Source organism: Rathayibacter sp. AY1A7 (assembly GCF_002930845.1).
In the GTDB taxonomy this organism is placed as follows: Bacteria; Actinomycetota; Actinomycetes; order Actinomycetales; family Microbacteriaceae; genus Rathayibacter.
Genome location: NZ_PSTL01000001.1, coordinates 188,562 through 211,569, shown reverse-complemented (window position 1 = coordinate 211,569; position 23,008 = coordinate 188,562). Strand labels below are relative to the sequence as shown.

Below are 23,008 nucleotides of genomic sequence, written 5' to 3'. Positions count from 1 at the left end.
CGAGCGGGTCCGGATTGACCCCTGAAGCCAGCGATGTCAGTGTTCGGCCCGCGGAAGACGCCGGCACAGGGCTCCGATCCTACCGGTCCGGGGCGGCGGCGCCGCGCGGGCTCAGGCGCAGGTGCCCGGTTCCTGCTCCGCGGGGTCGCTGAGGAACGTCGGAGAGAGCGCGAAGCTCGCGTTCAGCGACTCGTCGGCGACCTCGACTCCGGTCAGCGTCAGTCCGCGCGGCACCGAGTCCGCGATGCACACGGAGGACGGAGCGAGCAGGTCGCCGGAGACGGCGCCGAAGCGGTCGCGGAAGTCGGTCGCCGAGAAGGTCGCACCAGCGGCGGAGACCTCGGCCGGGGTCAGCCGGATGGCGCCGTCCACGGCGGCGAGCTCCATCCCCACGCCCGCGCCGAGCCGGAGGCCCAGCACCTCGACGGAGGCGGTCACGCGCACGAGCGGAGCGTCCAGGGTCACCTCGTCGACAGGAACGGTGCTGCGCTCGGTGACGAGCCGCGAGACCGAGGCCGCGTCGATCGCGACCGTCGTGCTGCCGGACTCGACCGCTCCGACGCCGCTCACCGGCACCCCGATCAGGGTCGCGGCGACGTCGCCGTCGAGCTCGCCGAACGTCACGTCCGAGCTGCGCAGGTCGAGCCGGTCCAGCCGCCCCGAGACGAGCTGCGGGAGCACGGCCCAGCCCGCGACGTCGACGTCCACCGCCCGGTCCGCGGGCAGTGCGAGCGCCTCGCGGAGGCTCGCGGCGGCGCGGTCCGCGACGGCGCGGCGGGCGAGCGAGTCACCCACCACCGCCGCGACCACGAGCAGCACCAGCACCACGACGACCACCACGGCCGCGCGTCCCCCGCGCCGGCGCCGCGGCGCCGCCCCCGACGCGCTCACATCCGGTCCGGGGCCGTGACGCCCAGCAGGGAGAGCCCGTTGCGGAGCACCTGCCCGGTCGCCTCGTTCAGGCGCAGCCGGGTCGAGTGCACGGCCTCGACCGGGTCCTCGCCCTGCGGCACGACCCGGCAGTTGTCGTACCAGCGGTGGTAGAGGCCGGCGACCTCCTCGAGGTACCTCGCGACGCGGTGCGGCTCGCGCAGCTCCGCGGCGTGCGCCACGATGCGCGGGAACTCCTGCAGGCCGCCGAGCAGCGCCGACTCGGTCGGATGCACCAGCGTCTCGGGCGCGAACGGCTCGACGGGGACGCCCGACGCCGCGGCCTTCGCCGCGACCTGGCGGGTGCGCGCGTGGGCGTACTGCACGTAGTAGACGGGGTTGTCGTTGCTCCGCTTGGTCAGCAGGTCGAGGTCGATGTCGAGGGTCGAGTCGGCCGAGGAGCGCACCAGCGAGTAGCGCGCGGCGTCCACGCCGACGGCCTCCGTGAGGTCCTCCATCGTGACGACGGTCCCCGCCCGCTTGGACATCCGGACCGCCTCGCCGTCGCGGAGCAGGTTGACCAGCTGGCCGATCAGGATCTCGAGGTTCACGCCCGGGGTGTCGCCGAACGCCGCGCACATCGCCATCATCCGGCCGATGTAGCCGTGGTGGTCGGCGCCGAGCATGATGATCGCCCGATCGAAGCCGCGCTCGCGCTTGTCGAGGTAGTAGGCGAGGTCGCCCGCGATGTAGGCCGCCTCCCCGTCGCTCTTGATGATGACGCGGTCGCGATCATCGCCGAACGACGTGGTCCGCAGCCAGGTGGCGCCGTCCGCCTCGAAGATGTGCCCGAGCTCGCGGAGGCGCTCGATCGCGCGGTCGACGGCGCGCGACTCGTGCAGGGAGTTCTCGTGGAAGTACACGTCGAAGTCGACGCCGAACTCGTGCAGGCTCTGCTTGATCTCGCCGAACATCAGCTCGACGCCGATCGAGCGGAAGGTCTCGGCGAGCTCCTCCTCGGGCAGGACGGCGAGGTCGCCCGGGTAGGCGGCCGCGACGCGCTCGGCGATGTCGCCGATGTAGGCGCCGCCGTAGCCGTCCTCCGGGGTCGGCTCGCCGCGGTGGGCGGCGAGGAGGCTCCGCGTGAAGCGGTCGATCTGCGCGCCGTGGTCGTTGAAGTAGTACTCGCGGGTCACCTCGGCGCCCTGCGAGAGGAGCATCCGGGCCAGGCTGTCGCCGACCGCCGCCCAGCGCGTCCCGCCGATGTGGATGGGGCCGGTGGGGTTGGCGGAGACGAACTCGAGGTTCATCCGGACGCCGGCGTAGGCGGACCCGGTGCCGTAGGCCTCGCCCGCCTCGACGATCGCGCCGGCAAGGGCACCCGCGGCCGCGGCCTCGAGCCGGACGTTGAGGAAGCCGGGACCGGCGACCTCGACCGTGGCGACGCCCTCGACCGCGCCCAGCCCCTCGGCCAGCTCGGCGGCGAGCTCGCGCGGGTTCGCGCCGACCCGCTTCGCGAGCTTCATCGCGATGTTCGAGGCCCAGTCGCCGTGGTCGCGGTTCTTCGGGCGCTCCAGCACGACGTCCGAGAGCTCGACGCCCGCATCGCTCCCCCGTCGCTGCACGGCGTCGAGGACGAGGGCGTGCAGGGAGGCGGCGAGCTGTTCGGGAGTCACGGGGAGCGATTCTACCGGCCGCCGCGCCCGCGCCCCCCGTCCCTCCTGCACCGTGAGGCCGCTCGGCAGGGCGGCGTTGCTAGGGTGCGACGCATGCGCCGTCCCGCCGCCCTCCTCCTCGTCGCCCTCGCCGCGGCGGCCCTCTCCGGCTGCTCCGCCGCGGCCGACCCGGAGCCGAGCGCGAGCGGCGCCGTCAGCGGCACGCCGATCCCCCTCGCCTGCGAGCATCTGGTCCCGGCCTCGGCGCTCGCGGGCCTGTGGGGCGGATTCTCCCCGGACGACGGCATCGGGACCACCGCCGTCTCCGAGGAGATCGCCCAGTACGACGGCCTGGTCTGCGGATGGTCGGACGATTCGGGCGCCGAGCTGCAGCTGGCCGTGGCCCACCTCGACCCCGCGGTGATCGAGGCGCTCAAGAACGAGTTCTTCACCACCAGCAAGGCCGTCCCCACCTACGGCAAGCCGCCGGAGATCGAGGGCTACTACCAGGTGGCCGAGGGGCGGGGCGTCGCGGACGCCTTCGTCGGCGAGTACTGGATCGAGGCGTCCAGCGCCTCCTTCGTCGAGCCGGGCGACCCCGAGCCGCTCGTGCGGTCGGCGATCGGCGTCCTCGCCGACTGAGCCCCGGCGTCAGCCCAGGCGCACCGGCGAGACGTGGTCGTCGACGAGCGCCGCGTCGCAGTCGGCCTGCACGCTCATCCCGGTCAGGCGCAGGTCCGTCAGGTAGCTGCTGAGGAACGCGGTGTCGGCCGTGTCCCGGCCGGACGAGATGCGCAGCATCGACCCGCGCGGAGCCAGCCGGGTCGCGTCCACGACGTGCCAGGCGCCGCCCACCCAGGCCTCCGTGACCGCGTGGAAGTCCCGCGGCTCGAGGCCTGGCGCGTAGACCGCCGTCACCCGGGCGGGGATGTCGAGGGCGCGGAGCAGCCCGGCGACCGTGTGCGCGAAGTCCCGGCACACGCCCTGGCCGCTCTCGATGACCTGCGCCGCTCCCCCGGTGCCGACCGTCGACCCGTAGACGTACGACAGGTGGCCGTGCACCCATTCCTCGACGGCCGTCAGCGCCTCGAGGCCCCGGGTCCGCCCGAATTCGCGCCGGGCTATCCCGCCGAGCACGTCCGCCTCGGCGTACCGGCTCGGCCGCAGGTACTCGACGAGCTCGAGCTCGCTCGGCTCGTCCGGAGCGCCGTGCCCGGCGACCCGCGCCCGGTACTCGACCCGCAGGTCGCCCTCGTTCCCCGCGACGCGGTGCACGCGGGCGCCGTGCCGCGCCGGGAACTCCCGCACCGGCACGTCCTGCCCGTCGAGCCGGACGGTGAAGGAGTCCTCGAACGAGTCGCCCGTGGGCGTCGCCGCCACCAGGAAGATCAGGTCGGTCGGGCCGTTGAGACGCAGATCCAGCGAGGCGGAGACGGTGCGCAGCATGGCTCCATCGTGGCATGCGGGAGGACCGCTCCCGGCGTCGGGCCCGCCCCGCCCGGGTGCTAATGTGGTCAGGCACTCCTGGCCCCCATAGCTCAGGGGATAGAGCACTGCCCTCCGGAGGCAGGGGCGTAGGTTCGAATCCTACTGGGGGCACATCCGCGGTCCTCCGCTCTCCTTCCTCGCACATGGGCGCTCAGCTCCGGTGTTCGACGCCCCTTGAGGCGCACCCCTCCATCACGGACCGAGCGGCGTCACCCGGTGGGCGACCAAGTCCGACCGTGGCACTCCTCACCCGGCGCTCCGACACTCCCGAGACAGCACGAAGGCCCGCGATCGTCGATCACGGGCCTTCGGAACGTTCACCACCGGCACTCGGCCGGTCGGGCTCACTCGTAGAGGTGGAAGGTGCCGGCGCAGTCGGCCGAGCAGAAGCCGTCGCGGCGACGGGCCGAGGCCGCTCCGCAGGCTTCGCAGCGGCGGCGTCCGAGTATCCGCGAGATCAGGCTCTGAGGCGCCGACGCGACCACCGAGACCGGGGTGTCGGGGCGCACGGGGGATCCCGTGGTCGAATCGAGCTGGATCCCAGCGGTGTCGCGCGTGGCGCGAAGCATCCGTGTTCCTTCCGATCGGTGAACCATGTGCGAGCGCTGTATTGCCAGTCCCTGAGATTCTGCGAAGGGCTTGACGCGGCTCGCGATCGAGAGGAGCCGATATCGACATCTGTCGGTCAGTCGGGATCGACCCGGGGAACGACGAACAGCCGCGCCCCCTCCTGGCGGAGAGAGGCACGGCTGTTCGGGCGTCGGGGATCGGTGGGCGGACGACGCCGGAGCTCATGGGAGCGGGGCGTCGAGCCCGGAACGACCGGGAAGTGGGCCTAGTACGCGCCGCTGGTGCTCCGGGTGTCGATCGGAACCGTCGGTGCGGGAACCGGCACCGGTCGCAGGGCGGGGAGCGAGGCGCTCCTGCCCGTGCGGAACGGCAGCAGGACGAGCATGACGGGAAGAACGACGATCCACAGGAGGACCGACAGCGCGAGACGCGCCCAGATGGAAAGAATATTGAGCATTTCTGTGCCGCCTTCGGGTGACGGTAGAGGTGAACTTCGCGAACAGGATCATCGGGCCGACGGGGAGAGAAGAGTAGAAATGCGCCACTGATCGCGCCTCTCCCGCCACGCCCCCGAGCGGTCTGTTGCTCCTCATTCGTCGCCCAGCGCCGATCGGATGGGTCGATCCCGCATCCGATCGACACACGGCCCGCCCAGTGCGTCCTCCTGGGAGCCGGGCCGGGCCGTAGGGTGAGCGCGTGAAGATCCTTGTCGTCGAAGACGATCCAGCCATGGGTGAGGCCCTCGTCGGCGGCCTCGAAGACGCCGGCTACGAGGCCGTGCTGACCACGAACGGCATCGACGCGCTCGTCGCGTTCAGCAACGCCGAGTTCTCGGCCGCCATCGTGGACGTCATGCTGCCGGCGATGTCGGGCTTCGAGATCTGCCGCCGGATCCGCGAGCTCGGCCGGCCCACGCCGATCATGCTGCTGACCGCGCGGGACGCGATCGAGGACCGCGTCTTCGGCCTCGACGCCGGAGCGGACGACTACCTGACCAAGCCGTTCGCGTTCACCGAGCTCAACGCGCGCCTCCGGGCCCTCCTGCGCCGCAGCCCGTCGCTGATGTCCACCTCGATCGACGTCGGACGCATCACCGTGGACGGATCGAGCATCCGGCGCACCGCCGACGGCTCGCGCATCCACGTGAGCCCGAAGGAGCTCGAGCTCCTCAAGCTCCTCATCACTCCCGTCGGCTCCGTCGTGACCCGCCAGCGGATCCTCTCCGAGATCTGGGGCGGCGGCGAGATCGTCGACAACAACATCGTCGACCAGTACGTCAGCTACCTGCGCAAGAAGCTCCCGACCGAGGACACGGGCGTCAGCATCGTGACCGTCCGCGGCAAGGGCTACTTCCTCCGCCCGGTCGAATAGCCCGTGTCGCGGATGAGCACGGCACGCCGCCGGGTCGGCGCGCTCTCGATCCGCGCGAGGATCACCGTGGGAACGGTCGCTGTGGCGACCGCCCTCTTCGCGCTCGCGGCGCTGCTCTTCTACCAGGTGGTCACCGGCATCGTCGACCGCAGCGAGCGGACGATCCTGATGTCGATCGAGGACGAGGTGCGCCGCGACATCTCGGCGGGCAACGTCCCGCGCACGCAGGGCTCGTCGACGGGCCAGCTGTTCCTCGCCCTCGCTCCCGACGGGAGCGTCAGCACCTCGACCATGCCCTCGCGCCTGAGCGGCGAGGTGCTCAGCGCTCTGGCGGAGGAGCCCGCCGACACCTCGCCCCGGTACGCCGACGTGACGACGGCGAACGGCAGCTACCTGGTCCGCTTCACGGCCATCGAGAGCGATCGCGGCGTCTGGCAGGTCGCCTCCGCCCGCGATCAGGCCGCGTCGCAGCTCGTCCTCGACGACTTCGCCCACGTGCTCGTCTACGCCGCGATCTTCCTCGTCGTCACGTTCGGGCTCGCCTCGTGGATCCTGACGGGCGCGGCCCTCGCCCCGGTGCGCCGGATGCGGGCGCGCGCGGATCAGATCGCCGCCGAGCCCGGGCAGGGCGACCAGCTCCCGGTCGTCGGCACGCGCGACGAGATCGACGAGCTCGCGGTGACGCTGAACGCGTTCCTGACCAAGCAGACCGCGTCGCTGGCCCGGGAGAAGCAGATGGTGTCGGATGCGAGCCACGAGCTCCGCACTCCCCTCGCCGCGCTCTCCGCCCAGCTCGAGATCGCCCACCACCGCGTCGACGACCCGGTCGCGGTCGACCGGGTCATCCTCGACGCGCAGAAGAGCGTCGACCGGCTCGTGCGCCTCGCATCCGCCCTCCTCGACATCTCGCGCATCGAGAGCCGCACCGTCCGCCCGACCGCTCCCTTCGCCGAGCTCGTCGACGAGCTGGTGGGCGCCGTCGACCGCACCCGCCTGCTCGCCTCGGAGTCGGGGGTGGAGATCGACTACGAGATCGACGAGCGCGAGCCGGCGCGGCTCTACGCGGTCGCGTCCCAGGACTTCGGCCGGGTGATCGACAACCTCGTGAGGAACGCGATCCAGGCGATGAACGGCGGCGGCATGATCGTCGCCTCCCTCTCGCAGTCGGACGGGCGCCTGATGCTCAGCGTCTCGGACGACGGACCGGGGATGCCCGACGCCTTCATCCCGGTCGCCTTCGACCGCTTCTCCCGCCCGGACGACTCCCGCACCCTCGCCTCCGGCGGCAGCGGTCTGGGGCTGGCCCTGGTGCACACCACCGTGCTCTCGGCCGGCGGGACGGTCGCCCTGGTCAACCGCTCCCCCCGGGGTCTCGCGGTCGACATCGTCCTCCCGCCCGTCGGCTCCGCCTGAGCCGCCCCGCCCCCGGAACGACGAAGGCCCCCGGCGGACCGGGGGCCTTCGTGGAGGATCGTCAGCGCGGGTCGTCCTCGGGGCGGACGGGCCGCGGCTGCGGGTCGCCGACCGCGGCGGGCGGCGGAGCCCAGGCCGTCTGCGGCGCCTCCGCCGGGGAGGTGCCGCCGTTGAGCAGGTTGCGCGCGCGGTTGACCACCTCGGGGTCCACGAGCACGGAGTAGCTGGTCGCGATCACCTGCATGGTCGAGGTGAAGTCGCGACGGCGGCGGTTCACGGCGTAGGAGGCGAGCCCGAAGAGCATCCCGAAGCCGGCGCCGAGGAGGACCGCCGCGATGAGGAAGGAGAGCTCCGTCGTCGGCGAGAAGATGATGAGCAGGAGGCCCAGGAAGACGCCGAGCCAGGCGCCGGAGGCCGCTCCGGCGAGAGCGACGCGGCCCCAGGTGAGCTTGCCGGTCACCCGCTCGACGCTCTTGAGCTCGTTGCCGATGATGGCGAGCTGGCGCACCGGGAAGTCGGCGCGGGCGAGCACGTCGACGGCGGCCTGCGCCTCCTGGTACGTGTCGAACGTGGCGAGGATCTCCCCGCGCGGGATCGTGGGGAAGGCCGGCCCTCGGCCGCTGAACGGCGTCTGCTGAGTCACCCGGACAGAATCGCACAGGCCACTTGAAGGTCTCTGAACGGATTCGGAGAACCGGCCGAGGGCGAGCCGGGAACGCTCGGCGTCCGCCCGGCTGCACGGGACTAGGTTTGTAGCCGTGAGTTCCGCCAGAGTCTTCGTCGCGCGCTTGGCCGGATGCAGTGTCTTCGACCCGGCCGGCGATCGCGTCGGCAAGGTCCGCGACGTGCTCCTGGTCTACCGGCAGAACGACGCCCCGCGGGTGGTCGGCCTGGTGGTCGAGATCCCCGGGCGCCGTCGCGTCTTCGTGTCGATCGGCCGGGTCACCAGCATCGGCAGCGGCCAGATCATCACCACCGGGCTGATCAACGTGCGCCGCTTCGAGCAGCGGGGCGGCGAGGTCCGCGTCATCGCCGAGCTCCTCGGCCGCCGGGTGAGCTTCGTGGACGGCTCCGGTGACGCGGTCGTCGAGGACGTCGCGATCGAGGAGGCCGCTCCCGGCGAGTGGGAGCTCGCGCAGCTCTTCGTCCGCCGGCCCAAGACCAGCCCCTCCCCCTTCGCCAAGGGCGCGACCGCCTTCGCCGGCTGGCGCGAGGTCCGCGAGAGCGTCTCGACCGAGGCGCAGTCCGCCGAGCAGTACGTCGCCAGCCTCTCCGAGCTCAAGCCCGCCGACCTCGCCAGCACGCTCCTCGACCTGCCGCAGCAGCGGATGCTCGAGGTCGCCGGCGAGCTCTCGGACGACCGCCTCGCGGACGTGCTCGAGGAGATGCCCGAGAGCGAGCAGGTCGAGATCCTCGGCCGGCTCGACGACGACCGCGCCGCCGACGTCCTCGACCAGATGCAGCCGGACGACGCGGCCGACCTGATCGCCCAGCTCTCGGAGGAGCGCGGCGAGGCGCTCCTGGAGCTGATGGAGCCCGAGGAGGCGGACGACGTCCGCATGCTCCTCACCTACGCTCCGGAGTCCGCCGGCGGTCTGATGACCACGGAGCCGATCATCGTCTCCTCCGAGGCGACCGTCGCCGAGGGCCTCGCTCTCATCCGCCGCCACGAGCTCGCCCCGGCCCTCGGCGCCGCCGTCTGCGTCACGCTGCCGCCCTACGAGCCGCCGACCGGCCGCTTCCTCGGCATGGTGCACTTCCAGCGGATGCTCCGTTACCCGCCGCACGAGCGCCTCGGCACCCTGCTCGACCAGAGCATGGACCCGATCACGCCCGAGACCTCGGCGGCCGAGGTCGCCCGGATCCTGGCCAGCTACAACCTCGTCTCGGTGCCCGTCGTCGACGCGTCCCACCGCCTCGTCGGCGTCGTGACCATCGACGACGTCCTCGACTACCTCCTCCCCGACGACTGGCGCAGCCACGGCGACGACGACGAACCGAGGAAGCCGGTGACGACGGCGACGCAGGGCGTCCCGCTCGTGCCGCCGGCACCCGCGGCGACAGGCAGGACACGACGGGGACGGAGGGGCGCGCGTGGCTAGGGACACCAAGCAGGACCGGCGCCTGGACGCTCCCAAGGGCTTGCGCACCCGCGTCCTCTCGCGGCGGAACCGCCCGAGCAGCGACCGCTTCGGCCGCCTGACCGAGTCGTTCGCCCGCGGCATGGGCACGCCGTGGTTCCTGGTCGGGATGACGATCTTCTGCGTCTTCTGGCTGATGTTCAACACCTACGGGCCCGCGGACGCTCGCTTCGACTCTCAGGCCCTCGGCTTCACGGTGCTGACGCTGATCCTCTCGCTGCAGGCCTCCTACGCCGCGCCGCTCCTGCTGCTCGCGCAGAACCGACAGGACGACCGCGACCGCGTGCAGATCGAACAGGACCGGCAGCGGGCCGAGCGCAACCTCGCGGACACCGAGTACCTCGCGCGCGAGGTCGTGGCCCTGCGCCTGGCGATCCGCGACATGGCGAGCAAGGACTTCATCCGCTCGGAGCTGCGCGGCCTGCTCGAGGAGCTCGAGAAGGATCGGGCGCAGGAGCCCGAGCGGCGCGATGCCTGACGTCGCCGCCATCGAGACCGCCGTCAGGACGGCGCTGGCCCGCGTCGTCGATCCGGAGATCCGGAAGCCCATCACCGAGCTCGACATGCTCGAGTCGGTCGAGGCGGCCGTCGACGGAGCGGTCCGCGTCACGATCCGGCTGACCATCGTCGGCTGCCCGGCCGCCTCCGCGATCGAGCGTGACGTGCGCGAGGCCGCGGCCTCGGCTCCCGGAGTCACGGCGGTCGACGTCGTGGTCGGAGTCATGACGTCGGCGCAGCGCACCGCCCTCACCGAACGCCTCCAGGGCGGCCGCCGGAGCATGCCCTTCGGCCCGGACTCGCTCACCCGCGTGTACGCGGTCACCAGCGGCAAGGGCGGCGTCGGCAAGTCGACCGTCACCGCCAACCTCGCGGTCGCCCTCGCTCAGCGGGGTCTCGCGGTCGGCCTCGTGGACGCCGACGTGCACGGCTTCTCCATCCCCGGCCTGCTCGGCCTGATGCACGACGGGCGCGTCGCGGGACCCACCCGCGTCGGCGAGCTGATGCTGCCGCCGGTGGCGCACGGCGTGAAGGTCATCTCGATCGGGATGTTCCTCGAGGGCGACACCCGCGGGGCGGCCGTCTCCTGGCGCGGGCCCATGCTGCACCGCACGATCTCCCAGTTCCTCACCGACGTGTACTTCGGCGACCTCGACGTGCTCCTGCTCGACCTGCCTCCCGGCACGGGGGATGTGGCGATCTCCATCGGGCAGCTGCTCCCGCATGCGGAGGTCCTCATCGTCACCACGCCGCAGCCGGCGGCCGCCGACGTGGCCGAGCGCAGCGGCGCGCTCGCCCGCCAGTCGGGTCAGCGCATCGTCGGAGTGGTCGAGAACATGTCGGGGCTTCCGCAACCCGACGGCTCGGTGCTGGAGCTCTTCGGCAGCGGAGGCGGGGCCGAGGTCGCGCGTCGGCTCACTGCTACGGGCGACGAGGTGCCGCTGCTCGCGTCGCTGCCGATCTCCGTCGCGCTGAGGGCGGGGGGCGACGAGGGCGTGCCCGTCGTCGTCGGCGATCCGGAGGATCCTGCCGCCCGGGCGATCGACGCCCTAGCGGCGACGCTCGCCGCGCGGCCGCGGGGACTGACCGGCCGTCGGCTCCCGCTCGCCGTCGGCTGACGCCTTCGCGCGGCTTCGTGCGGGCGGCGTCGGTCGAGACGCCCGCCCGGCGCTCCTCGCGGAGCAGGGCTCAGGTGGCCTCGGAGTCGATCGGCGGCGGCGCGACGCTCGAGAGCGTGCCGGACGAGACGGAGCGCTGCATCGTCGTGTAGTAGCTGTCCTGCGCGGAGCCGGTGCCGCCCGGCACGACCGGAGCGGCGACAGCGGTGGGCGGCTTCACGGTGGGGGCCGGATCGTCCTCGAGCAGGGCGTCGCGGATGATGCGGCGGGGATCGTACTGGCGCGGGTCGAGCTTCTTCCAGTCGACGTCGTTGAACTCGTCGCCCATCTCGTCCTTGACGCGCTCCCGGGCCTGCGTGGCGAATCCGCGCACCTTGCGCACGAGCTGCCCGAGCTGGGCGGCGTAGTGCGGGAGGCGGTCGGGACCCAGCACGAAGACGGCGATGACCCCGATGATGAGGAGCTTGTCGAACGTCAGACCGAACACGAGGACAACACTAACCCGCCGCGCCTCCCTCGCGGAGCCCGCGCGCCACCGTACCCTGGCGATGCCCGGGCGCGATCCGCCCGGTGCACCGATCAGAGGAGCGCCCCCGTGTCCGACAAGGATGCCAACTGGAAGTACGCCGAGGACGCGGTCGTCGAGTCGGAGGCCATCGCCTCGGCCCGCCGGCTCTCGGTCGAGCTGGGCATCGACGCCGTCTCCCCCTCGATCGGCGCGCAGGCCGCGCTGGTCGCCGCCGCGGCGCGCGCGACCTCCATCATCGAGATCGGTACCGGCACCGGAGTGAGCGGCCTGTGGCTGCTCGACGGCGCCCCCGAGGCGATGCTCACCTCGATCGACTCCGAGGCGGTGCACCAGCAGCACGCGCGCGCCCAGTTCCACGAGGCGGGCATCTCGCCCAACCGGCTACGGCTCATCCCGGGCCGCGCCCTCGAGGTGCTGCCCCGGATGAACGAGAACTCCTACGACATCGTCTTCGTCGACGGCGATCCGCTGCAGGTCATCGAGAACGTCGAGCACGCGCTGCGGCTCGTCCGTCCGGGCGGGACGGTCCTCGTCCCCCACGCGCTCTGGCGCGGACGCGTGGCCAACCCCGCGCAGCGCGACGAGATCGCGACGGCGTTCCGCACGCTGGTGGCCGAGGTCTGCGCCTCCCCCGCCGTGGTCAGCGTGCTCTCGCCGATCGGCGACGGCCTGCTGCAGGCCAACAAGCGCCGCGCCTGACGAGCGCGGCCGACCGAGGAAAGACGGAACGCCCGCCGCACGGTGTGCGACGGGCGTTCACGACGGTGCGGATCAGGCGGGAGACACCACCGACGCGAGCGCGTCGTGCAGCTCTTTCGCCTCTGCATCGTTGACCGAGACGACGAGGCGTCCGCCTCCTTCGAGCGGAACGCGCACGACGATGAGTCGGCCCTCCTTAACAGCCTCCATCGGTCCGTCTCCGGTCCTCGGCTTCATGGCCGCCATAGAGTTCCCCTTTCGTGACGTATCCCCCTATTATCGTGCATCCGCGGGGGTGTTCCGAACCGCGCCCGGAAGTCGGGCGTCAGCCGATCACGGCGGGGACCAGTCGCCCGGGGTGAACACCCAGCACAGCAGCACCCAGACGATCTGCCCGACGATCGATGCGGCCACCACGAACACCCTCAGGAGAGTCGACCGCGGCACCGCGAGCGCCCCGGCCAGCGGGAACATCGGCATCAGGATGCGGAACGTGCTCGACTGCGGGTAGAAGAACGCGAAGAGGTAGATCGCGTAGCCGCCGACCCAGAGCCGCGAGAAGACGTCGAGGCTGCGCGTGGCCCGCGAGAACAGGATCGCCAGGAATCCGAGCACCACCACGACGGTGATGCCCATGCCCGTGATCGGCGAGCCGAACCAGAGGCCTCCCCACCAGCCTCCACCGGCGAACCAGGAGGTGAAGGGGATGAGCTCGCCCTCGCCGATGAAGACGCTGCGCCAGGCGAGCTCGGTGTCGGTGTAGGCGGTGAAGGAGCCGGTCACGGCCCAGGCGATGAGCAGCCAGGCGAAGCCCACCGCGAGGGACCAGACCGTGAGGGCGACCGTGAAGGCGAAATCCCGGCGGGCGAACGGCTCGGTGCCGTGCACGTGGCGCCAGACGCGGTAGAGGAAGTAGAGGCCCGTCATCGCCGCGATCGCGAGGCCGCTCGGGCGCAGGAGCCCCACGACCAGCACGACGGGGAACGTCCAGATCCACTTGCGGCGCACCAGCAGGAGGAGCAGCACGGCCGTCAGGAGGATGCCGCCGGACTCCGCGTAGCCGATCTGCAGGATCGGGGACGTCGGAGCGACGCAGAAGAAGACGATCCCCATCAGCGCCTGGCCCTCGCTGAGCGAGACGCGGAACAGCCGGTAGATCACCAGGCACGCCGCTGCACTGCAGACCAGGGCGACGAGCACCGCCGCGTTCGCCCAGTCGAGCCCGGTGATGTTCATCAGGCCGCGGACGGTGAACGGGTAGACGGGCATGAACGCCCAGGGGTTCTGCTCCACGGCTCCGGACGGCGAGAGCGGCAGGACCGACGGGTACCCCGTCATCCCGATCCGCTCGTACCAGCCGCCGTCCCACGTCGTCGCGAATCGGACGTAGGTGTCGCGGAGTCCCGTCCACTCGACGCCCTGACGCACGGCGCCGACACGGAGCATGATCACGGTCGTGACGACCCGGGACACGGCGAAGACCAGGAGCACCTGGATCCACCACGGGATCCTCCGGAGCAGACCCCAGCGGGAGCGGGACGGAGAGTCGTCCTCCGTCTCCGGCGCGATCGCGGTGGCGCTCACGCGAGCGGCCCGCGGTCCGTCGAGGAGGCGGAGGCGGTCGTCAGCGGGGAGCGGGCGGGTGTCGCCGCGGCTCGCCGGCGGGTCGGCCGGAGGAGGGGCGACGCGTGTCGCGGCTCACCGGCTGGCGTGAGGGGAGACATTCCGACGAGCATACCCGTGCGGGAGTCGGGAGTCCCCGGAGGAGCACCGCGCCGGGCGGGCGCGCGGCACGATCACGGCGGAGTCCAGTCCGATCCGGCGACGGCCCAGCAGATCGAGATCCAGACGATCTGGCCGCCGATCCCGAGCAGGACCAGCGCGACGCGGAAGACCGGCGAGCGCGGCACCGCCAGCGCTCCGACGAGCGGGAACATCGGGCCCAGCAGCCGGAAGGTGCTCGACTGCGGGAAGAAGAACGCCAGCAGGTAGACGCCGTACCCGGCGACCCAGGCCCGGCTGAAGAGATCGAGCCGCCGTGTCCACGGTGCGGCGAGGATCCCGACGAACGCCGCCAGCAGGAGCACCACCAGCACGACGCCGACGGCCGGAGCACCGAACCACCACGAGCCCCACCAGGCGCCGCCCTGGAACCACGGGGTCAGCGGGAGCAGCTCCTGGTAGCCGATGTAGACCGCACGCCACGCCAGCTCGGTGTCGGTGTACGCGGTCATCGACCCGGTGACGGCCCACGCCACGGCGGGCCAGAGGAAGCCGACCACGAGCCCCCACGCCGTCAGGCCCACGGCCGGCAGCCACTCCGACCGCGGGAACGGCTCCGTGCGGCGCCGGACGAACCGGTAGACGACGTACAGGCCGAGCGCGGCGGCGAAGGCGAGCCCGCTCGGCCGCGTCAGGCCCAGCAGCAGCACGACGGGCACGACAGCGAGCCAGCGCCGCCGCACCAGGAGGAGGAGCGTGACCGCGGTCAGCAGCATCGCCATCGACTCCGCGTAGGCGAGCTGCATCAGCGGCGAGGTCGGCGCCACGCAGAACAGCAGCACCGCCGTCAGCGACTGCGACTCGCCGAGGGAGTGCCGGAAGAGGCGGTACAGGACGAGGCAGGCTCCGGCTCCGCACAGGACGGAGACGGTCACGGCGGCCGGAGCCCAGGTGAAGCCGGTGAGCGCCATCAGCGCCTTCACGACGCCCGGGTAGAGCGGCATGAAGGCCCAGGCGTTCTCCCCCACGTGGCCGTCCTGCGTGATCGGCAGGAAGCCGGGGTACCCGGTGGCCGCGATGATCTCGTACCAGCGGCCGTCCCACATCGACGCGAAGGCCGAGTAGGACGGGGAGGGTCCGGTCCACGGGTTCGCGAGCTGGTGCGCGGCGAACTGCAGCAGGATCACCGTCGTGACCACGCGGGTCGCGATGTACACCAGGAGGACCCGCGCCCACCACGGGACCAGGCGCAGGCGGAGGCGGAGTCGGACGGGGACGGCCGTGGCGCTCGCGCTCACGAGGACGCGGTCAGCCAGCGGCGGAGGCCCTCGGCGCACTCGGTGATCTCGTGCACCGCCACGCGCTCGTCGTCGGCGTGGGCCCGGAGCGGGTCGCCCGGTCCGTAGTTGACAGCCGGGATGCCCATGGCGGAGAACCGCGCGACGTCGGTCCAGCCGTACTTGGGCTTCGCCTCGGCTCCGACGGCCGCGAGGAAGGCCTGGGCCAGAGGTGCGTCCAGCCCCGGGCGGGCGCCCTCGGCCAGATCGTCCACCGTCACCTCGAACCCCTCGAAGAGCTCCTCGAGGTGGGCGAGCGCCTCCTCCCCGGACCGGTCGGGGGCGAAGCGGTAGTTGACCTGCACCGTGCAGAGGTCCGGGATCACGTTGCCCGCGACCCCGCCGGTGACGCGCACGGCGTTGACGCCCTCGCGGTACACGAGGCCCTCGACCTCGACCTCGCGCGGTACGTAGGCGGCGAGGCGGTCGAGGATCGGCGCCGCCGCGTGGATCGCGTTCTCGCCGACCCAGCTGCGGGCGGAGTGGGCGCGGACGCCGCGGGTGACCACGTCGACCCGGAGCGTCCCGTTGCAGCCGCCCTCCACTGCTCCGCTCGTCGGCTCGCCGAGCACGGCGAAGTCGGCGGAGAAGAGGTCGGGGCGGTGCCGGGAGAGCCGGGCGAGGCCGTTGAGATCCGCTGCGACCTCCTCGTTGTCGTACCACATCCAGGTGATGTCGACGGCCGGATCGGAGAGCTCGGCGGCGAGGACGAGCTGCACCGCCACTCCGGCCTTCATGTCGACGGTCCCGCGGCCGACCAGATGCTCGACGCCGTCGATCGTCTCGGCGACGACGGGCAGGTTGCCGTTGACCGGCACCGTGTCGAGGTGCCCGGCGATCACGACGCGCTGGGCGAGGCCGAGGTTCGTCCGCGCCACGACGGTGTGGCCGTCGCGGATGACCTCGAGGTGGTCGTACTGCTCGAGCGCCCACTGCACCGCGTCCGCGATCTCGAGCTCGTCGCCCGAGACGGACGGGATGTCGCAGAGGATCCGCGTCAGGGCGACCGGATCGGTGCGCAGATCGAGCGGAGGGGCGGTGGTCGGATCGGCCATGCGCCCCAGGGTAGCGGCCGGACGCTCCGCGCTACCCTGATCGGCATGACCCTCGAGCACTCCGCAGACTCCTCCGCGCCCGCCTCCGCCTGGGGATACGGGCTCGCCACCGTGGCCGACGACGGCACCGTCCTCGACACCTGGTTCCCGGAGCCCCGCCTCGGCACCATCCCGGCCGGCCGCGACCCCTGGATCGTGCCGGCGGAGTTCGAGGAGCAGGCCGGCGAGGATCCGCGCCGCGAGGTCCGCATCGACGTGGTCACGCTGCAGATCGACGTGCAGGCGCCGCCCGCCTCCACGTCCGACGCCTACCTGCGGCTGCACCTGCTCTCGCACCTCCTGGTCCGCCCGAACGAGGTGAACCTCGACGGCGTCTTCGCGCACCTGCCGAACGTGGTGTGGACGAACGCCGGTCCGGTCTCGCCGGAGTCGTTCACCCGCCTGCGCCCCTCGCTCCGGCGCCACGGCATCCAGGCCACCGGGATCGACAAGTTCCCGCGGCTGACCGACTACGTCACCCCCGCGAAGGTGCGCATAGCGGACACCTCGCGCGTCCGCCTCGGGGCGCATCTGGCACCCGGCACGACGGTGATGCACGAGGGCTTCGTCAACTTCAACGCCGGGACCCTCGGCAGCTCGATGGTCGAGGGGCGCATCTCGCAGGGCGTCGTGGTCGGCGACGGCTCGGACATCGGCGGCGGCGCCTCCATCATGGGCACCCTCTCGGGCGGAGGAGTGCAGCGCGTCTCGATCGGCGCGCGGGCCCTGCTGGGTGCGAACTCGGGCATCGGCATCTCCCTCGGCGACGACACCGTCGTCGAGGCCGGCCTCTACGTGACCGCCGGCACCAAGGTCGTCGTGGTCGGCGGAGCGCCGCGCGCCGACGGCGCCCCGCAGACCGTGAAGGCCGTGCAGCTCTCGGGCGTGCCGAACCTGCTCTTCCGCCGCAACTCCCTCACCGGGGCCGTCGAGGTCCTCCCCCGCACCGGCGCCGGCATCGAGCTGAACGCCGCCCTGCACGCCTGAGGACGGGCGTCCGGCGCCGCCGGGCCCAGCAGGCGGCACCCCGGGACGAACCGTGCTGATCGAGTCCGCGGCGACCACGCCGCTCTGCGTCCCGCCTCGAAGAAGCGGTTCGAGCCTCGGACGGCCGGCGAGAGGCGGGTGCGCCGCACGGCGAGAGCCCGCCCCCGGCGGGGACGGGCTCTCGGGGACCGGTCAGCGGTCGTTCGGCCAGTGGCGCTCGGGCGAGCCCATGTAGAGCTGCTGCGGGCGGCCGATCTTGGTCTGCTTGTCGGTGTTCATCTCACGCCAGTGGGCGATCCAGCCGGGCAGGCGGCCGATCGCGAAGAGCACGGTGAACATCCGGGTCGGGAAGCCCATCGCCTTGTAGATGACGCCCGTGTAGAAGTCGACGTTCGGGTAGAGGCGCCGCTCCTTGAAGTAGTCGTCCTCGAGCGCGAGGGCCTCGAGCTCCATCGCGATGTCGAGCAGCGGGTCCTTCACGCCGAGGGCCTGCAGGACCTCGGAGGCGCTCTCCTTGACCAGCTTCGCGCGCGGGTCGTAGTTCTTGTACACCCGGTGGCCGAAGCCCATCAGGCGCACGCCCTCCTCCTTGTTCTTCACCCGCTCAACGAACGTCGACACGCTCTCGCCCGACTCGCGGATCCGGCCGAGCATGGTGAGCACCGCCTCGTTCGCTCCGCCGTGCAGAGGGCCGAACAGGGCGTTGATGCCGGCAGACACCGAGGCGTAGAGGTTCGCCTCGGTGGAGCCGACGAGGCGGACGGTCGACGTCGACGCGTTCTGCTCGTGGTCCTCGTGGAGGATCAGGAGGCGGTCGAGCGCCTTCGAGAGCACCGGGTCGACCTGGTACTGCTCGGCCATCGTTCCGAAGTTGAGGCGGAGGAAGTTGTCGACGAAGCTCAGCGAGTTGTCCGGGTAGAGGAACGCCTGGCCGATCGCCTTCTTGTGTGCGTACGCCGCCATCACGGGCAGCTTCGCCAGGAGGCGGATCGTGGTGAGCTCCACCGCCTGCGGATCCTTCGGGTTGGAGCTGTCCTCGTAGTACGTCGACAGGGCCGAGACCCCGGCCGAGAGCACCGACATGGGGTGCGCGCTGTGCGGGAGCGCGTCGAAGAAGCGCTTGAGGTCCTCGTGGAGGAGCGTGTGGCGGCGGATGCGCTCGTCGAAGCCCGCGAGCTCGTCGGCCGTCGGCAGCTCGCCGTAGATGAGGAGCCAGGCCACCTCGAGGTAGGTCGCGTTGGTGGCCACCTCCTCGATCGGGTAGCCGCGGTAGCGGAGGATCCCCTGGTCGCCGTCGATGTAGGTGATCTGCGACTTGGTCGCCGCCGTGTTCACGAAGCCGTAGTCGAGCGACATGAAGCCGGTCTGCTTCGACAGGGTCGAGAAGTCGATGCTCGAGGAGCCGTCGACGCTGCGCAGGACCGGGAAGTCCGCGGTGCGGTCGCCGAAGGTGAGCGTGACCTTCTCGGGGAGCTCCTGCTCCGCCGGCGCGGGAGGCGGCGTCGTGGCGCTCCCGGTCGCGGGCTCCGTGGAGCCCACCGTCGCGGTTCCGTCGCTCTGCGTGCCGGATTCGGTCACAACGCCTCCCAAGTCGTCGCGGTCGCACCCCGGAAGCGCTCGCGCGGAGCGGGCGGCGCCGGGTCTGGATCGTGGTGCAGCCGGGGCCTCGCGAGGCGCCGTCGACCGAACCACATACAGCCTATGGGCAAAGCGGGGGCACTGTGACATCGCCCAGCGCTGGGGCCGGGGCCTTGTCGGAACCCGCCAGGATCGGCCGGGTCGAGCGCCTCAGAGGCCGCCGGACAGGCGCTCGACGGCCGCGTCGATCCGCTCGTCGGAGGCCGTCAGCGAGAGGCGCACGTGCTCGGGGAAGCCCTCCCCGTAGAAGACGCCGGGGCCCGCGAGGACGCCGAGGCGGGCGAGCCGGTCGATGGACTCCCAGGCCGGGCGGCCCTCGGTCGCCCACAGGTAGAGGCCGGCCTCGCTGCGGTCGATCCGGAAGCCCGCCGACTCGAGGGCGGGCCGGAGGCGGTCGCGGCGGGAGCGGTAGCGTTCCTTCTGCGCGGCGACGTGCTCGTCGTCGGCGAGGGCGACGATCATCGCCTCCTGCAGCGGACCGGGCACGATCATGCCCGCGTGCTTGCGGACGGTCACCAGGCGCGCGATCAGGGCCGCGTCCCCGGCGACGAAGGCGGCGCGGTAGCCGGCGAGGTTCGACTGCTTGCTCAGCGAGTAGACGCCGAGGACCCCGGTGCGGTCCTCCCCCACCACGCGCGGGTCGAGGACGCTCGGGATCGGCTCGTCGGCCCAGCGGCCGTCCCAGCCGAGCTCGGCGTAGCACTCGTCCCCCGCGATCACAGCGCCCAGCTCACGGGCACGCGCGACGGCGCGCTGCAGGGCGGGCACGTCGAGCACGGCGCCATCGGGGTTGCCGGGAGAGTTGAGCCAGACCAGGCGGGTCGTCACAGGCCACTCGGCGGGGTCGTCGGAGGCGAGCGCCTCGGCGCCGGCGATCGCCGCGCCCATCGCGTACGTCGGGTAGGCGGCGCGCGGATGCACGACCACGTCCCCCTCCCCGAGTCCGAGGAGGAAGGGCAGCCAGGCGACGAGCTCCTTGGAGCCGATAGTCGGCAGGACCTCGTCGATCCCGAGGCCCTCGACTCCGCGCCGCCGCGCGTACCAGGCGGCGATCGCCTCGCGCAGAGCGGGGGTGCCCACGGTCGTGGGGTACGCGTGCGAGTCAGTCGCGCGGGCGAGGGCGTCGCGGATCGGGGCGGGCGTCGGGTCCACCGGCGAGCCGATCGACAGGTCGACGATCCCGCCGGGGTGCTCCGCCGCCGTGCGGGCGAAGGGCGCCATCAGGTCCCAGGGGTAGTCGGGCAGCGCGCCGAGGGCCACGGGAGCGGCCTCAGTGGCTCTGCGGAGGCAGCGCCGCGATGACCGGGTGGTCCTTCGCGATCACGCCGACCTTGGCGGCTCCGCCCGGGGAGCCGATCTCGTCGAAGAACTCGACGTTGGCCTTGTAGTAGTCGGACCACTCCTCGGGGAGGTCGTCCTCGTAGTAGATCGCCTCGACGGGGCAGACCGGCTCGCAGGCACCGCAGTCCACGCACTCGTCCGGGTGGATGTAGAGCGAGCGCTCGCCTTCGTAGATGCAGTCGACCGGGCACTCGTCGATGCAGGCGCGGTCTTTGACATCGACGCACGGAAGTGCGATCACGTAGGTCACGGTGCTCCAGGTCCCTTCGAACAGTGTCTCTATCGTACGGGGGCCGACGGGGCGTCGGCGTCCGCGGGCCGCGGGGCGGCGGCCGCCCGCAGCCGTGGCCAGGCGATCACGACGAGGGCGATGAGGGCGGGGAGGAAGGTCCAGGCCACGCCGAGGCCGTTCGCCGGGACGAGGACGGATCCGCCCGTGCTGCGCAGGGCGAGCAGCCCGATCATCCCGAGCAGGCCCATCGCGGTGCAGAACGCGACGAACCGGTCGATGAGCACGAGGCGCAGCCCGAGCAGGAGCAGCAGCACGCCGGCGAGGGAGGCGGCGAGGCCGACCGGGAGGACGACACCGCCGACCGACACGGTGCTCTGATGGGCGACGGTCGTGATCGCTCCGACCACCGCGCCGACCAGGACTCCGGCGACGCCCGACAGCACCCGAGATCCCAGCGTCGGACGCTCCTCCGGCAGCGGCGCCGGACGCCCCGCCTGCGCGACCGGGCGGAAGCGCTCGATGCGGCCGATGGGGAACGGCGGACCGCTCGAGAGCCGGGCCTCGTCGCCCTCGACCACCAGCTGCGTCGCGTGCGCCTCGAGGGCCGCGCGCTTGCGGGCGTGGTCCTCGGCGGACAGCTCGATCACGACGTCCCCGGGGAGGGGCGGGGCCGCGTCGGGGAGGACGGCGAGGAAGCGCAGGCCCAGCAGCTCGGCGGCGCGCTCGGCGACCCGGGCGGTGCGGACGTGGTCCGGGTGGCCGTAGCCGCCGCCCGCGTCGTAGGACAGCACGACGCCGGCGTCGACCTGCCGGAGGACGGCGACGAGATCCGCCACCTCCTCGTCCTCGGGCGCGGCGGTGAAGGACGCGGGATGCACCGGCTCGAGCGGCACCGGGATGCGGCCGGGCCCCCACTGCATGCCGGAGTCCCGGTAGACGCGCGGAGCGAGGCCGGGTGCGCGGGCGCCGGCCTCGCCGAGGAAGCGGTGGTCGGCGACGCCGAGGGCCGTCAGGGCGACGACGAGCTCGGTCGTCCGGTGCGCGGCCAGCTCGGCCGAGCTCTCGAGCGGAGCGAGGTCCTCGGGGATGACCTCGCCGCACTCGCCCCGCGTGGCGGTGACGACGGTGACGGAGGCGCCCTGCGCCACCAGCCGCGCCAGGGTCCCGCCCATGGTGATCGTCTCGTCGTCGGGGTGGGCGTGCACCGCCACCACCCGCTCCGCTGCTGCGTCCCGGCCCGCGTCCACTCTCCGCCTCTCGTCCTGCGCGGCCTCCGCTGCGGGCGCTTCTGGACAGCGACCGGGCAGCGGACTACAGTCGACCCGGGTTAGGCAAGGCTTACCGAACAACGGAGGCCCGCCGACCGGATCGACTCGGGGCGGGAGTCGCCCCCTCCTCGTCCACCATCGACCAAGAGAACACGCGTGCTCGCAAACTACCTCATCGGCCTCCGCGAAGGCCTCGAAGCCGGCCTCGTCGTCGGCATCCTCGTTGCCTACCTGACCAAGCTCGGCCGGCGCGACGTGCTGCCGCGGCTCTGGACCGGTATCGCCGCCGCGATCGCGATCTCGCTCGTCACCGGTGCGATCCTCACCTGGGGCCCCTCGACCCTGTCGTTCCAGGCCCAGGAGCTCATCGGCGGCGGCCTCTCGATCCTCGCGGTCGGGCTGGTCACCTGGATGATCTTCTGGATGGGCGCGAACGCCCGCAGCCTCAAGGGCGACCTCGAGTCCCGGCTCGACGGCGCCGTCGCGGGGTCGGCCCTCGGCATCGTGGTCCTCGGCTTCATCAGCGTCGGGCGCGAGGGCATCGAGACGGCCCTCTTCGTCTGGGCGAGCGTGTCCTCGAGCAGTGCGGGGTCCGGATCCAGCGCGTGGGTCGGCACGGTCGGCGCGCTGCTGGGCATCCTCAGCTCGGTCGTCATCGCGTACCTGATCTTCCGGGGCTTCGTCCGGATCGACCTCGGGCGCTTCTTCACCTGGACGGGCGGCTTCCTCATCCTGGTCGCGGCCGGCGTCCTCTCCTACGGCGTCGGCGACCTGCAGGAGGCGTCGCTCCTGCCCGGCTGGGGCACCCCGCTGTTCTCGCTCGGCCCGATCCTCCCGCCGCCCGTGACCGCGGTGGTCGGCGGCCTCTTCAACTACACGCCCGAGCCGACCGCTCTGCAGTTCGCCGCCTGGCTGCTCTACCTCGTCGTCGTCGGTGCCCTGTTCGTCCGCCAGGTCCGCCTGCGCGGTCCGCGACGGGGCAGCGCGGCCCCGGTCGCCGCTCCCGCTCCCACCTCCGTCTGACCCGCTCCGGCACC

Annotated in this window: 24 protein-coding genes and 1 tRNA gene; 10 read left to right on the top strand and 15 right to left on the bottom strand. The window is 72.3% G+C overall.

The genetic code is table 11. From position 1 onward, the window contains the following. Positions 1–111 precede the first annotated feature (111 nt). Together C5B95_RS00910 and argS are read right to left on the bottom strand one after the other, a co-directional pair. Positions 112–840, bottom strand: a complete 729-nt coding sequence (locus tag C5B95_RS00910) for an LmeA family phospholipid-binding protein (RefSeq protein ID WP_104262485.1) — start codon at positions 838–840, stop codon at positions 112–114. A 47-nt stretch (positions 841–887) separates the two neighbouring features. Continuing rightward, entirely contained in the window at positions 888–2,546 is a 1,659-nt protein-coding gene (argS, locus tag C5B95_RS00905) for an arginine--tRNA ligase (protein WP_104222999.1), read from the bottom strand. Between the two features lie 93 nt (positions 2,547–2,639). Between argS and C5B95_RS17665 the strand changes: the two genes are divergently transcribed. Then, positions 2,640–3,167, top strand: a complete 528-nt coding sequence (locus C5B95_RS17665) for a hypothetical protein (protein WP_219813797.1) — start codon at positions 2,640–2,642, stop codon at positions 3,165–3,167. Positions 3,168–3,176: 9 nt separating this feature from the next. On the opposite strand, the gene C5B95_RS00900 is transcribed toward C5B95_RS17665, so the two are convergent. Continuing rightward, positions 3,177–3,971 (bottom strand): transglutaminase family protein, encoded by a 795-nt coding sequence (locus C5B95_RS00900; RefSeq protein ID WP_104348272.1) that lies wholly within the window; start codon positions 3,969–3,971, stop codon positions 3,177–3,179. Between the two features lie 81 nt (positions 3,972–4,052). On the opposite strand from C5B95_RS00900, the gene C5B95_RS00895 reads away from it, so the two are divergent. Further along, positions 4,053–4,124 (top strand) — tRNA-Arg (locus C5B95_RS00895). A gap of 233 nt (positions 4,125–4,357) precedes the next feature. Here C5B95_RS00895 and C5B95_RS00890 read toward each other — a convergent pair. Both C5B95_RS00890 and C5B95_RS00885 read right to left on the bottom strand, forming a co-directional pair. Beyond that, on the bottom strand, positions 4,358–4,582 hold the full coding sequence (locus C5B95_RS00890) for a hypothetical protein (RefSeq protein ID WP_104348271.1): 225 nt from the start codon (positions 4,580–4,582) through the stop codon (positions 4,358–4,360). Between the two features lie 266 nt (positions 4,583–4,848). Beyond that, complete coding sequence (locus C5B95_RS00885; protein ID WP_104260121.1) at positions 4,849–5,040, bottom strand: hypothetical protein; 192 nt, start codon at positions 5,038–5,040, stop codon at positions 4,849–4,851. A gap of 239 nt (positions 5,041–5,279) precedes the next feature. Between C5B95_RS00885 and C5B95_RS00880 the strand changes: the two genes are divergently transcribed. Together C5B95_RS00880 and C5B95_RS00875 are read left to right on the top strand one after the other, a co-directional pair. Then, on the top strand, positions 5,280–5,954 hold the full coding sequence (locus C5B95_RS00880; RefSeq protein WP_258059273.1) for a response regulator transcription factor: 675 nt from the start codon (positions 5,280–5,282) through the stop codon (positions 5,952–5,954). 12 nt (positions 5,955–5,966) lie between these two features. Further along, entirely contained in the window at positions 5,967–7,367 is a 1,401-nt protein-coding gene (locus tag C5B95_RS00875) for a cell wall metabolism sensor histidine kinase WalK (protein ID WP_146076469.1), read from the top strand. A gap of 61 nt (positions 7,368–7,428) precedes the next feature. On the opposite strand, the gene C5B95_RS00870 is transcribed toward C5B95_RS00875, so the two are convergent. Then, positions 7,429–8,010 (bottom strand): general stress protein, encoded by a 582-nt coding sequence (locus C5B95_RS00870; protein ID WP_258059727.1) that lies wholly within the window; start codon positions 8,008–8,010, stop codon positions 7,429–7,431. Between the two features lie 115 nt (positions 8,011–8,125). On the opposite strand from C5B95_RS00870, the gene C5B95_RS00865 reads away from it, so the two are divergent. The 3 genes from C5B95_RS00865 to C5B95_RS00855 are packed head-to-tail and all read left to right on the top strand — an operon-like array spanning position 8,126 to position 11,124. Further along, positions 8,126–9,469, top strand: a complete 1,344-nt coding sequence (locus C5B95_RS00865; protein ID WP_104225554.1) for a magnesium transporter MgtE N-terminal domain-containing protein — start codon at positions 8,126–8,128, stop codon at positions 9,467–9,469. After that, on the top strand, positions 9,462–9,986 hold the full coding sequence (locus C5B95_RS00860; protein ID WP_104222991.1) for a DUF1003 domain-containing protein: 525 nt from the start codon (positions 9,462–9,464) through the stop codon (positions 9,984–9,986). Before C5B95_RS00865 ends, C5B95_RS00860 begins: the two co-directional genes overlap by 8 nt. Continuing rightward, positions 9,979–11,124: an Mrp/NBP35 family ATP-binding protein gene (locus C5B95_RS00855; RefSeq protein ID WP_104348270.1), complete on the top strand. Its 1,146-nt coding sequence runs from the start codon at positions 9,979–9,981 to the stop codon at positions 11,122–11,124. The genes C5B95_RS00860 and C5B95_RS00855 overlap by 8 nt, the downstream gene beginning before the upstream one ends. 70 nt (positions 11,125–11,194) lie before the next feature. Here C5B95_RS00855 and C5B95_RS00850 read toward each other — a convergent pair whose 3' ends face one another. Further along, the gene (locus C5B95_RS00850; RefSeq protein WP_146076468.1) at positions 11,195–11,611 is read right to left on the bottom strand and encodes a twin-arginine translocase TatA/TatE family subunit; all 417 of its coding nucleotides are present in this window, start codon (positions 11,609–11,611) and stop codon (positions 11,195–11,197) included. Between the two features lie 108 nt (positions 11,612–11,719). On the opposite strand from C5B95_RS00850, the gene C5B95_RS00845 reads away from it, so the two are divergent. Beyond that, a complete protein-coding gene (locus C5B95_RS00845; protein ID WP_104222989.1) occupies positions 11,720–12,352 on the top strand; it encodes an O-methyltransferase in 633 nt (210 codons plus the stop codon). Positions 12,353–12,424: 72 nt separating this feature from the next. Here C5B95_RS00845 and C5B95_RS00840 read toward each other — a convergent pair whose 3' ends face one another. The 4 genes from C5B95_RS00840 to dapE form a co-directional block, all read right to left on the bottom strand. Next, a complete protein-coding gene (locus tag C5B95_RS00840) occupies positions 12,425–12,598 on the bottom strand; it encodes a DUF3117 domain-containing protein (RefSeq protein WP_068208299.1) in 174 nt (57 codons plus the stop codon). Positions 12,599–12,685: 87 nt separating this feature from the next. Then, positions 12,686–13,936 carry a hypothetical protein gene (locus tag C5B95_RS00835; protein ID WP_104348269.1) on the bottom strand — a complete coding sequence of 417 codons (1,251 nt, stop codon included), beginning with the start codon at positions 13,934–13,936 and terminating at the stop codon, positions 12,686–12,688. 212 nt (positions 13,937–14,148) lie between these two features. After that, positions 14,149–15,372 carry a hypothetical protein gene (locus tag C5B95_RS00830; RefSeq protein ID WP_258059726.1) on the bottom strand — a complete coding sequence of 408 codons (1,224 nt, stop codon included), beginning with the start codon at positions 15,370–15,372 and terminating at the stop codon, positions 14,149–14,151. Then, positions 15,369–16,466, bottom strand: a complete 1,098-nt coding sequence (gene dapE, locus C5B95_RS00825) for a succinyl-diaminopimelate desuccinylase (protein WP_104348268.1) — start codon at positions 16,464–16,466, stop codon at positions 15,369–15,371. Before dapE ends, C5B95_RS00830 begins: the two co-directional genes overlap by 4 nt. 45 nt (positions 16,467–16,511) lie before the next feature. On the opposite strand from dapE, the gene dapD reads away from it, so the two are divergent. After that, complete coding sequence (gene dapD / locus C5B95_RS00820) at positions 16,512–17,492, top strand: 2,3,4,5-tetrahydropyridine-2,6-dicarboxylate N-succinyltransferase (protein ID WP_104348267.1); 981 nt, start codon at positions 16,512–16,514, stop codon at positions 17,490–17,492. 192 nt (positions 17,493–17,684) lie between these two features. Here the strand turns inward: dapD and C5B95_RS00815 are convergent, their stop codons facing one another. The 4 genes from C5B95_RS00815 to C5B95_RS00800 form a co-directional block, all read right to left on the bottom strand. Further along, the gene (locus C5B95_RS00815; RefSeq protein WP_258059725.1) at positions 17,685–19,070 is read right to left on the bottom strand and encodes a citrate synthase; all 1,386 of its coding nucleotides are present in this window, start codon (positions 19,068–19,070) and stop codon (positions 17,685–17,687) included. Positions 19,071–19,280: 210 nt separating this feature from the next. Then, positions 19,281–20,390 (bottom strand): succinyldiaminopimelate transaminase, encoded by a 1,110-nt coding sequence (gene dapC / locus C5B95_RS00810; RefSeq protein WP_104336950.1) that lies wholly within the window; start codon positions 20,388–20,390, stop codon positions 19,281–19,283. A gap of 10 nt (positions 20,391–20,400) precedes the next feature. After that, the gene (gene fdxA / locus C5B95_RS00805; RefSeq protein WP_104222984.1) at positions 20,401–20,721 is read right to left on the bottom strand and encodes a ferredoxin; all 321 of its coding nucleotides are present in this window, start codon (positions 20,719–20,721) and stop codon (positions 20,401–20,403) included. A 29-nt stretch (positions 20,722–20,750) separates the two neighbouring features. Next, positions 20,751–21,950, bottom strand: a complete 1,200-nt coding sequence (locus C5B95_RS00800) for a PIG-L family deacetylase (RefSeq protein ID WP_146076467.1) — start codon at positions 21,948–21,950, stop codon at positions 20,751–20,753. 177 nt (positions 21,951–22,127) lie between these two features. On the opposite strand from C5B95_RS00800, the gene efeU reads away from it, so the two are divergent. Further along, positions 22,128–22,994, top strand: coding sequence for an iron uptake transporter permease EfeU (gene efeU, locus C5B95_RS00795; protein WP_104232741.1), 867 nt, complete (start codon positions 22,128–22,130; stop codon positions 22,992–22,994). Positions 22,995–23,008: the final 14 nt, after the last annotated feature.